The 10917-nt window shown below is 42.2% G+C and carries 8 protein-coding genes; 3 read left to right on the top strand and 5 right to left on the bottom strand.

Annotated features, from left to right (window positions below):
- Positions 1-346: 346 nt before the first annotated feature.
- Positions 347-3265: a ComEC/Rec2 family competence protein gene (locus ABFV72_RS09980; protein ID WP_347163474.1), complete on the bottom strand. Its 2919-nt coding sequence runs from the start codon at positions 3263-3265 to the stop codon at positions 347-349.
- A 245-nt stretch (positions 3266-3510) separates the two neighbouring features.
- On the opposite strand from ABFV72_RS09980, the gene ABFV72_RS09975 reads away from it, so the two are divergent.
- Positions 3511-4086, top strand: a complete 576-nt coding sequence (locus tag ABFV72_RS09975) for a DUF2062 domain-containing protein (RefSeq protein WP_227522947.1) — start codon at positions 3511-3513, stop codon at positions 4084-4086.
- Positions 4087-4149: 63 nt separating this feature from the next.
- On the opposite strand, the gene ABFV72_RS09970 is transcribed toward ABFV72_RS09975, so the two are convergent.
- The 3 genes from ABFV72_RS09970 to ABFV72_RS09960 all read right to left on the bottom strand — a co-directional run bounded on the left by ABFV72_RS09970 (position 4150) and on the right by ABFV72_RS09960 (position 6607).
- Positions 4150-4455, bottom strand: a complete 306-nt coding sequence (locus ABFV72_RS09970; protein WP_057760791.1) for a hypothetical protein — start codon at positions 4453-4455, stop codon at positions 4150-4152.
- A 178-nt stretch (positions 4456-4633) separates the two neighbouring features.
- The gene (lolD, locus tag ABFV72_RS09965) at positions 4634-5314 is read right to left on the bottom strand and encodes a lipoprotein-releasing ABC transporter ATP-binding protein LolD (protein WP_057760792.1); all 681 of its coding nucleotides are present in this window, start codon (positions 5312-5314) and stop codon (positions 4634-4636) included.
- A 57-nt stretch (positions 5315-5371) separates the two neighbouring features.
- Positions 5372-6607: a lipoprotein-releasing ABC transporter permease subunit gene (locus tag ABFV72_RS09960; RefSeq protein WP_102092330.1), complete on the bottom strand. Its 1236-nt coding sequence runs from the start codon at positions 6605-6607 to the stop codon at positions 5372-5374.
- Positions 6608-7051: 444 nt separating this feature from the next.
- Here ABFV72_RS09960 and ABFV72_RS09955 point away from each other — a divergent pair, with 444 nt between their 5' ends.
- On the top strand, positions 7052-8026 hold the full coding sequence (locus ABFV72_RS09955) for a hypothetical protein (RefSeq protein ID WP_347163472.1): 975 nt from the start codon (positions 7052-7054) through the stop codon (positions 8024-8026).
- 148 nt (positions 8027-8174) lie between these two features.
- Here the strand turns inward: ABFV72_RS09955 and ABFV72_RS09950 are convergent, their stop codons facing one another.
- The gene (locus tag ABFV72_RS09950; protein ID WP_057760797.1) at positions 8175-8564 is read right to left on the bottom strand and encodes an SCP2 sterol-binding domain-containing protein; all 390 of its coding nucleotides are present in this window, start codon (positions 8562-8564) and stop codon (positions 8175-8177) included.
- A gap of 866 nt (positions 8565-9430) precedes the next feature.
- Between ABFV72_RS09950 and ccoN the strand changes: the two genes are divergently transcribed.
- Positions 9431-10912, top strand: coding sequence for a cytochrome-c oxidase, cbb3-type subunit I (gene ccoN / locus ABFV72_RS09945; protein WP_191113886.1), 1482 nt, complete (start codon positions 9431-9433; stop codon positions 10910-10912).
- Positions 10913-10917: the final 5 nt, after the last annotated feature.

Here is a 10917-nt window from a genome sequence, read left to right as displayed (position 1 = left end):
TTAATAGTCAGCGACCTGTATTAATAGTCAGCGACCTGTATTAATAGTCAGCGACCTGTATTAATAGTCAGCGACCTGTATTAATAGTCAGCGACCTGTATTAATAGTCAGCGACCTGTATTAATAGTCAGCGACCTGTATTAATAGGCTGCTAAGTATGGTGGTATTTCGATAATGGTTCAATAGTATAACTGTGAAATATCACTATATTGTAACGCTGATAATATAAGCCTTACTTTTGAAGGTTAGTAGTTTCGGCATTGGGAATGCTATCAATGTTATTTAGCTATTTAGCGATTTAGCTATTTAGCGATTTAGCTATTTAGCGATTTAGTTGTTTAGCGATTTAGTTGTTTAGCGATAATGCCGCGTCTAACGGCTTATTATCATAGGTTATAACTTCATCAACTCTCTGACGACTTATGATATCGCCTGTAATTTGCGAGGCACTATGACCAAGCCAACGTGTATTTTCGAATAGCATGTCATCATTATTTGATTCAGCTGAACATAGTAATGACCACAGTTGCCAAACGCGTTGATGAGTAGCAGTATCTAGAATCAAACGCGACTGGGAAAACGCTGACTGTTTGCCAGTTAACTGATTGGTGACTATTTGTGCTTGACGGCTAACAGGTGAATTGGCAGGTAACGAGTTAAGTGGGTCTGCTGCATTGTATCTAAGAACGCGTATAGGCAAGTTAGTATCAAGAGCAATCGTACAATTCCAAACGCTAGCATCACCTATCTCGCTCCAACCAGTGATGGCCTGTACTGACAACTCATCGTTAATCGACTGCCATGTTTTACCTTGCTCACAACGTTGAGCACTGATAGTAGGCGTATCTTCAGACTGCCTAACTGTTTTGTAAGCTTGCTGAAATGCAGACCAACGATCAGAGCGCCCTGCTTGCCAATATTGGCTAATGGATAAACGACTATTTAATTGAGCAACGGTCATCGGCAGTAATTCAGAATTTTTGGTATTAGTAATATTCTTATTGTCAGGAATTAACGTATCAGTCAGGCCGACACTGCTACTCTGCACGACAATGCTCTCTAACTTATTAACTGCTAAACTGCCCAATTGCTGCTTTAAATTTTCAGATAATTTGTCTGCTGTCAGGCTGCTTGGCATCGTTCGTGTAGAGGTTGGTCTATGATCAGCTAAGAACAACCAATTGGTACTGTCTTCATTGGCGGTAGGATATTGCAGCAATGCCGCCGTTATATACGAATCACCCGTTGGCAAAATATATAGTGTCGGTACCGTGACGAATGACTGCTGATTGGCATACACCGTCATCATCAGTAACGTTAATGGTGGTAACATCAACCAACGACTGAGTAAACCTCGTGGTAACAGCCAAGGCAATGCACTTAGCAAAGCCATCGATAGTATCGCGATATTAACTGGTGTATAGAGCCATGCATCCAATAGCACTGGCAATGACGTCAGCCAACTCATCAAATCGTGAAGGTTACCAACTATCGTACTAGTAACCATCCAAAGAATATCAGCGATACTCGGCATTAAAAGGTAACACAACCCTGCTAATAGATTGAGCGGTACAATCACCCAACCAAATAGTCCAATAGCAAATAAATTGATAAAAAGACCCCACAACGACGCCTTACCAAATAAAAGCAACGTCACGGGTAATAAAGTAAGAAACAGCCAAAACTGTAGTTTAAACACACGCTTGACCATTCGCCAAACATGGCTAAATAGCGCGTTACTGATATGAATACGCGGCTTATCATCGTATAAATTCGTTGTAGCAGTAGTTTGGTGCTCATACGACGTATCATCATACTTGAGTAATAACGCCACTGCGATAAAAGACAGCCAATATCCCGCCTGCCACAATACGTAAGGGTCACGCCAAGCCATCAACACAGCTAGAGCCAATAGCACACGCATCATACTGATAGGAAGCAATGTTAACCTGACAAATCCAATCGCTAATAACATCCAAGCCGTACGGGCAGCAGGCACGTCAAAACCAGTAAATAGCGCATAAATAAAAGCGGCGCCAATCATTACCCACCAGCGCACTTTCCAGCGCGGAATACGACGATAAATCGCCGAATAATTACGATCAAACAGCAGTACAACTATACCTGCTAGCACAATAGCTAAAAACAGTACGTGCGTGCCTGAAATAGCGAGCAGGTGTGAGATACCGGCCAGTTGATATAAGTCCTTAGTATCACGATTAATCAAGCTACGATCACCCGTAAGCAGACTTAATGTCACGGCTTTTGCTTGTTGCTCTGCTGTCGATTGCGCTGACCAGTCTTGATAGAAATGCTGTCGTAATCGCCAACGTCCTTGATCGATACGAGTACGAAAGTGCTGAAGATATGAATCAAAGTCTAGCGACTGCTTCGAATATTTTTCATCGCTGATTTCATTGCTAATTTCGCTACTATTTACCAATGTAGGGCTAACAGCCAAAATACTTGCAACGCCATCAATATGCCGACCTCGTAACCAGCGATAACTGTCAAAACCAGTAGGGTTATTGACTGCTTGTTCAGAAGTAGCCAATGGCGCTAGTGCTAGGCTCATGAATATCTCATCACCGGGCTGCAAATCGTTTAAGAACGCAAACTGGCTCTTATTCGCAGACTTTCTTGGATAGGCGTTAAGTAAGATTCGGTGTTTGCTAACTTTGAGACTAACTTCATTGGGATTAATATCGTAATTGGCGCTTAGGCTATTTTTATTCGTATCTAAGTAGTCGGATGTTTTAGTTGCTAACTCTTGGGACGTTAGCTCAGCGACTAACGGAGCGATATTCGCTATCACTGCTACTTGTCTATAACCGCTATTTGTAGTGGCATCATAAACACTGTCGCTCAACCCTTCGATACGCACGAGTGCTTGTACCCGTATCGGAGCAGTTATTTCAGTGGTTTCTGCTTGTTGATGAATAACCAAAGCTTGTAGTGCACTGCCTATCATTAACGCAGTCGCTAACAAAGCTAAGACTAAGTATCTAATAACTCGGAAAGGAAGTTTAGTATGACGAGATGCGTTGTTAGAGGTATTGCTATCAGCGCTGTGGCTGTCTATCGAGGGTATGTTGAATTGAGCAGAAGCCAGCAGAATCGTGGCAAATATAGTCAGCGCCAAAGACAGATTGGACGGATCAATCATATCGATCAAAGATAAGTCGATTGGCATTATCACATTATCTGCGACTGCCAATACGCCCATCATAACTATAATTATGAGGCTACCAATCCACCAGTACACCAGCACTCCTTGCTTGATGACTTAAATATTATTCGGCCAAATATGGTTACTTACTATAGCAAATGGCACGCGATGCAATAGCATTTATATTTATATTACCCTATACTGAGGCAACGTATTAGGTGGTAACTATCTGACACCACCATTCTGTGTGTTCTAACCTTTATCCTACTCACCATATATTACTTTATACCAGCTTCTCAATACCATTGAGTAGACTGTAGTTAATGATTAAAGGCGATCCTGTGCCCCAAAAACGTCTAAAAGACCTACTTCCTACACCAGAGAAAATCTTAGAAAGTCGCACTTTAAAGCTGTTTGCACCGCACTTGGCTGATCCAAGGTTATGGCATTTCAATCGACACAGCCTAAATAAGGCCGTCTATATCGGTGTACTAAGTGCATTTTTTCCGCTGCCAGGACAGATGTTACTGGCACTTATTGGCTCGCTTATTTTTCGTGCTAATGTCCCTATGGCGCTTGGTTTGACATGGATTACTAACCCAGTCACTAGCTTACCCATCTTCTATGCTGGATATTATATCGGTGCAAAAATCATTGATGCACCTGTGATTAGCTTACGATTCATCGGTAGAATGATTGCTGATTTTAGCTTATGGGCATTATCAAACGGTGCCAATCCGTTCATTACTTATCGCGGTACAGTATCACTTGCTGCATTTTGTATCGGGCTAACGATTTTAGCCGTGGTCACCAGTCTTATTTGCGGATTGGCATTTAAGGCCATTTGGCGTTATAAAACCGTGGCGAGCTGGCAGAAACGTCAGCAAAAACCTTCTGACGAATCTGACAAGTTATAAGGCAATTTATCTTTGTTATATGGCTATAACGCTTACGCCCTAGCTAAACTAAGCTAGCAAAGCTTATTCTTCTTTACTGTTCTCTATAGCATTTAAGACTTTGTCAGTGAAATTGCTATCCATGGGTACGATCTCAATGACTTCATCATTTTTGCAGAGCGTATAACGCTTACCTGTCGCGCTGTCTTGAACTTTTAGGTCGTAATCAACCCCAGCCAAAGTAATGGCATCAAACACAGGTGTCAGTAGCTCGGTTTGCGCCTGTCTATCGAGCGTTTCAAACAAAGTTGGATCGATGTAAGGCTTTAACGGCTCATCACCCTCTTCCGCACTGCCAAAAGCCGCAATTGGATTATCATCTTCACGCATTTTACGCATCCTTATAAAATAGATAAGGCGGCTGGCTCACAACCGCTTAATCGCTAGTTTCTATGATATGTTTTTTTAATAATACAATAATAACTTTTCAATATGATAGCCATCACATCCATGACAGACGCCAATAGATGGCGTTTCAGTCAGACTTTCAACCTAATATAAAAAATTATTAATACTGTTCCCAATGCCCATTGCGTAGCAACAACTGACGGTCAGCAAGCGCCGCCAAATTGCGATCATGCGTCACCATAAGTAGCGCGGTTTGCATAGTGCTTTGTAGCTCTGACAACAGACCAAAAACGCTTTGTGCATTGTCGTAGTCCAAGTTACCTGTTGGCTCGTCCGCCAAAATAAGCGATGGCTTAGTCACTAGCGCGCGTGCAATCGCTACACGTTGACGCTCGCCACCTGATAGCTCACCTGGTCTATGCATCAAACGATGCTCAAGACCGACATTTTCTAGAATCTCAACCGCTTGCTTACGAGCATCAGTCGTTGATACTTCTGGACGCATCAGCAATGGCATGGCTACGTTTTCGATTGCTGTAAACTCTGCCAACAGGTGGTGAAACTGGTAAATAAAGCCCAAATGCTTGTTACGCATTGCACCGCGCTCTGTTTCATTCATGCTATTTAATAACTGACCATGCAACCAAACCTCACCACTAGTTGGCGTATCTAGACCACCAAGCAAATGTAGCAACGTACTTTTACCTGAACCACTGGTTCCAACGATAGCGATGCGCTCACCCGCATGAACAGTCAGATCAAGACCAGTCAATACTTGTGTACTGACCGCGCCTTCATCATATATCTTATTGATATTGGTCGCCTCTAAAATGGCAGACATAGCGCTTCCTTTATTTTATTTATTTCGGTATTCATTTCGATATTTAGGTGTTTGGGGTTACTCATAGCGTAGCGTTTGAGCAGGCTGAATTTTAGCCGCTCGGCGCGCTGGATAAATCGTTGCCAAAAAGCTCAGTACAAACGATGCACCTGTGATTAATACCACATCTAACAAACGCAGCTGCGATGGCAAGTAATTGACAAAATACGCATCAAACAGGTTCAGACCAAAGGCTTGGTTAATAAAGCCTAAAATATCGCTGACCGTAAGCGCAAATATCACACCCAGTATCGTACCAGCGATAGTACCGATAACACCGATGACCACACCTTGTACCATAAAGACTTGCGTAATCAAGCGAGGAGACGCACCAAAAGTTTTTAAGATTGCGATATCTGCTTTTTTATCGGTCACTAGCATGACCAGACTTGAAACGATATTAAAAGCGGCAACTAAGATAATCAAAAATAGCAATAGACCGACCATGGCTTTTTCCATTTGAATTGCCCCAAACAGATTGCCATGCGTCTGTGTCCAGTCATTTGGATATAGCTTTTCAGGTGCGATAGCAGCCGCTTTTTCCGCAGCTATCGGCGCAGTGAAGATATCGTTAAGCTTCATGCGTACGCCCTGTGCGCCTTCTGGCAAACGCAGTAATTTTGCCGCATCTCCCATCGGGATAAACGCCATGAGACTGTCTACTTCTGGGCTGATCGTAAAGATACCTGTCAGAGTAAAACGCTTAAATCGTGGTATCACGCCTGCTGGTGATGGTGACGCTTCTGGCAATACTAGCGTCACTTTATCCCCTATTTGCAGACCCAAGGACTGCACCATCTCCTCGCCCAACACGATACTGAAATCGCCACTTTTCAAGGTGTCAATACTACCTTCAATCATGTGCTCGTTGATGATGGAGACGTTTTTTTCGTATTCAGGCTCGACGCCTGTCACCATGATCCCTGCGACCTGACCATTTGATGTCAGCATCCCTTGCAGTTGAATGAATGGTGCCACAGCTGCTACTTCTGGGTCTTCTTTGATCTGATCAGCGAGCTGTTCCCAGTCACCAATAATTTCTGATGAGACCACAGTAGCCTGCGGCACCATTCCCAAAATGCGGGTTTTCAGCTCACGGTCAAAGCCGTTCATCACTGATAGCACCGTAATCAATACGGCAACCCCAAGCGTCAGACCAATCATCGAGATGAGTGATATAAAGGAGATAAAGCCATTACTACGTTCTGCTCGGGTATATCGTAAGCCGATAAATAACGCTAAAGGACGAAACATATTCAAACTCTTTATCTTATCTACGTGCGACTTTATATAGGTTGCATAACGAGCAGTAGTAAATGCATCATACAGTTGCTACTACTCACATATAAATCAAACACAAAAACAGGGGGTCAGACGAGCCAATAACAGCTGTCAAAAGGGAGCTAGTTTGACACAAACTAGCTGATATGTGCCAGTCATTAGCAACAACTGAGAGTATTTTTTACCAAAAAACTGGGTTTTGTTATTATTTTTTATAGGGGGCTTGCTATTAGCTGTACCAATACCTATATATTATATGCTAAAGACAATTGTCATTAACCCCTCATTGAGGTTTACTCGCTATTTACTGATAATATCGCTGACCATCATAAACCAATCATTTAAAATGTTGGATGGTACACAAGCAAACACAGTATTAGATACAAACCTCACGCTGACTTAATTTTGAGTATTTTCATGACCATAAATTATCAATACAAAAACATTCAATCTCCCACCAAGATCACGTTGACCGATGAGCAGTCTGCAGGTCACGCCGATCACTGGCGTATTCTGACCGATGATATGAGTCATGATGTGCCTGAATGGCTACAAAAAATGATTGAAGTCGCCGCGATGCCTAAAGGCCTGAATAACAACGTCAGTGCAAAAGACAGCTGCCTGCTTCTATCAGAAGATCAGCCATGCCATATTAATCAAGTGCTCGCGATGAAGGATGGTAAGCCAGAATGCTTTATCAATGCCTATCCTTGTGTCGATAGTCCTTACGGACTGAACTGCAAAATTGAGCGTGTCATCGCCAATGACAACTCGCATGATGCCGTATTGCGCTTACGTACTGCTGATGGCAGCATTATTTATGCGTTTGATCAACTCTATACGACCAATCGTCATCTATATCAACGCGATACCTCTTACTATGTCAACTTTAGTGCTTGGGCGCACGAAATTAAGCTAAGCGAGCAAAACGAAGTCATCATGGTCGAAGACCAAGAGTCTATCCGTTATCATCGTGCCTTTAACGACATCGTGGCAGCAAATGACGGAAAAATTCCTGATGACTTGCAAGAGCAAATCAGCGAATGGAAACCTGAGACCAAAGAACAAATGGCACCTGTCGAGATTAACTTGGGCCATATGTGCGCTTACTTGTTTGGCGATACGCTAGGACAAGAAGACGAAGCTTGGTGTCAGGGGCAAGTACTTGGCAAACAAGAAACCGTATTTAATGGTAAATCTGTCATATTGTTTGATGTGGTGACGCTACGTGAGCAAGATGCAGATCCTTTTGTAGTGCGTATCGGTGCGCTCAACACTGCTGAAACTAATAGCATCAAAGTACATGACTACGTCCAAGCAAACGTATGGCTACAAGCAGCAATATACAAAGAAAACCAATCAAATGCGACGCAGCAATCAAAAGCTAGCTAGACTTTTTGAAAGGCTTTCCACAGCTTTTTATGCTATTACTTATTTCGTTACGCAATAAAAAAGCCCCTAATATGAATTAGGGGCTTTTTTGTGTCTTATGGATTCTTACAACCCAAAAATGTAACGCAAAAATCGTATAAATATGCGATTAAGCCATCGTCGTCATTGATTTGATGCGAGTGTATAACTCTTTTTGCTCTGCGCTTGGACGAGCAGTCTGTACTGCCATTAGCTGTGACATATCGCCTTCGACACGGATTTTGCCACTCATAAACGCACCCATGATTTGATTGGTATCAAAATCAGTGATGATAGACTGTAGGATATCGCGATCTAATAGCAGCGTCGTCGTTGCATTATCGTTTAAGCCGCGATGCAGCAAACCATTTGCAAAATTGGCTTCAATAGTTTTATCAGCTTCAGCCACTTTTAAGTTGACGACCATATTGGCAAGTACTGGTGGTAAGTTTAACTCACCTGCTTCGTTACCCATTTTTTCTACTTGCTCAAACCATTCATCTGTCAAAAAAACTGCCATATTATATTATCCTTAATTGATATTCTGTCAGACCAATACTACTCAAGGCACTCTTGGCCTAACTATTAGAATTATTAAAATGATTGCTATCAATAGACCTATGCAATACATAGCCATTAATGACGTTCAGCCTCATTATAAAGGGCGACTTGATAAGAAGTAAAACCTATTTATCGGCTCAGCAATGTTATTGTTACAAAACTTCTTTGCAAGCCTACGCTTATGTCTAGCGAGCACTTCCCCTATTCAATCAAAATGAGCATCTAGAATAGTGACAAAATTGTGTATAAAATAGAGGAGTAGCACAGCAATAATAAGTTGCTCGCTAACATTTATACCAAAGAGTTTGTATTTTGGCGCATAGTTCTGATGATATTTAATTAGGATTGCGTTACAATACCCTTAAACAGAGTCGGGAGTTTTAACCAAACATTACATAATCGTGTTTTTTGTCAGCCGCCGCTAGCATACATCTATGGTCAATGCGTTTTAATAGCCCTATAGATATGGGTATCTATCTTCATTAGTACAGATTTTTTCGTAATAATTAAGATACATATTTAGCCTTATGAGATGTTTGATGCTCAAAACGGCGCGTCTTCTTATTTACCCTGATGATCTATTAACAATCCTACTATCGATTGACCTTGAGTAAGGTGCATGAAGTGCCTATTTCTATTTATTAGTATTAACTGATAGACAGCAAGGGCCTGAATCGATAGTTAATGACGTCATTGCGCTAAGTAAGTCAAAAAACAACATGTGTTGGCACCAGTATAAATATGAATTTGAGAGTATTTATAGTGCAGACAGCATAGATTGTTGGTTAATTCTGTTGATAATTCGGGCTGTAAAGGAATCATCCAATGAGTTTACAAAACACAGCAGTCGCCCCAGTTGACCGTGAGTATGAAATTACTGTCGTAAGATTTTTTACGATCATGGCTGTCGTTTGGGGCATCGTCGGCATGAGTCTTGGTGTGTTCATTGCTTCACAGTTAGCATGGCCAGCACTCAACTTTGACATTCCATGGCTGACCTTTAGTCATTTAAGACCACTGCATACCAATGCGGTGATTTTTGCGTTCGGTGGTTCTGCCCTGTTCGCAACGTCTTACTACATCGTTCAGCGTACCTGTAAAACGCGCTTATTTGCGCCATACTTGGCTTGGTTCACCTTTTGGGGTTGGCAGGCAGTTATTGTTGCTGCCATCATCACGCTTCCTCTAGGTTTGACCACCAGTAAAGAGTACGCTGAGCTTGAGTGGCCTATCGATATCTTAATTGCCTTGGTATGGATTTCTTATGCCATCGTATTTTTTGGTACACTCATCAAACGTAAAACCTCACATATTTATGTGGCTAACTGGTTCTTTGCCGCTTTCATCATTACGATTGCACTACTACACATCGTAAACAGCATGGCGATTCCTGTTAGTGCGTTCAAATCTTATTCGCTATTTGGCGGTGCAACTGATGCGATGGTGCAGTGGTGGTACGGGCATAACGCGGTAGGTTTTTACTTGACGGCAGCTTTCCTTGGAATGATGTATTATTTCGTTCCTGTACAGATTGGCCGTCCTATCTATTCTTATCGTTTGTCTATCGTTCACTTTTGGGCATTGATTGCTTCATATATGTGGGCCGGTGGTCACCATTTGCATTATTCAGCGCTTCCTGATTGGACGCAGTCTCTTGCTATGGTCTTCTCAATCATCCTATTCGCACCATCTTGGGGTGGTATGATTAACGGTGTACTAACACTATCAGGTAGTTGGGATAAGCTACGTACCGATCCGATCATTCGCTTTATGATTGTTGCATTGTCGTTCTACGCGATGTCGACGTTCGAAGGCCCAATGATGTCTATCAAGACAGTGAATGCGCTATCGCACAACACTGATTGGACAATTGGTCACGTACACTCAGGTGCGCTTGGCTGGGTTGGTATGATTACCATTGGTTCGCTATATGTACTTTTACCACGTATTTATAACAAACCGAAGATGTACTCTATCAGCTTAATCACCACGCATTTTTGGCTTGCGACTGCAGGAACGATTTTCTATATCGTGTCTATGTGGATTTCAGGTATTGGCCAAGGCATGATGTGGCTTGCTACTAACCCAGACGGTACTTTGGTATATAGCTTCGTTGATACTGTTGAATTCTCGCATTTCCCATATATTGGCCGTGCATTTGGTGGCTTCTTATATGTATCGGGTATGTTTGTAATGGCTTATAACTGCTATAAAACACTCAAAATGCCAGAAGGTAAGCCTGTAGATGTCGCTGATCCAACGGATCATGAACCTAGTGTCGAAAAACCTTCGACAGCTAACGTATAAGGAGC

The organism is Psychrobacter proteolyticus (assembly GCF_039762275.1).
GTDB classification, from domain to species: Bacteria; Pseudomonadota; Gammaproteobacteria; order Pseudomonadales; family Moraxellaceae; genus Psychrobacter; species Psychrobacter proteolyticus_C.
This window is presented reverse-complemented; position numbering and strand designations above follow the sequence as displayed.

Bases quoted from the DNA above. Each gene is read 5' to 3' on its own strand.
- ABFV72_RS09970 (WP_057760791.1), bottom strand. From the start codon at position 4,455: ATGCGTGAAGATGATAATCCAATTGCGGCTTTTGGCAGTGCGGAAGAG.
- lolD (WP_057760792.1), bottom strand. From the start codon at position 5,314: ATGTCTGCCATTTTAGAGGCGACCAATATCAATAAGATATATGATGAA.
- ABFV72_RS09960 (WP_102092330.1), bottom strand. From the start codon at position 6,607: ATGTTTCGTCCTTTAGCGTTATTTATCGGCTTACGATATACCCGAGCA.
- ABFV72_RS09955 (WP_347163472.1), top strand. From the start codon at position 7,052: ATGACCATAAATTATCAATACAAAAACATTCAATCTCCCACCAAGATC.
- ABFV72_RS09950 (WP_057760797.1), bottom strand. From the start codon at position 8,564: ATGGCAGTTTTTTTGACAGATGAATGGTTTGAGCAAGTAGAAAAAATG.
- ccoN (WP_191113886.1), top strand. From the start codon at position 9,431: ATGAGTTTACAAAACACAGCAGTCGCCCCAGTTGACCGTGAGTATGAA.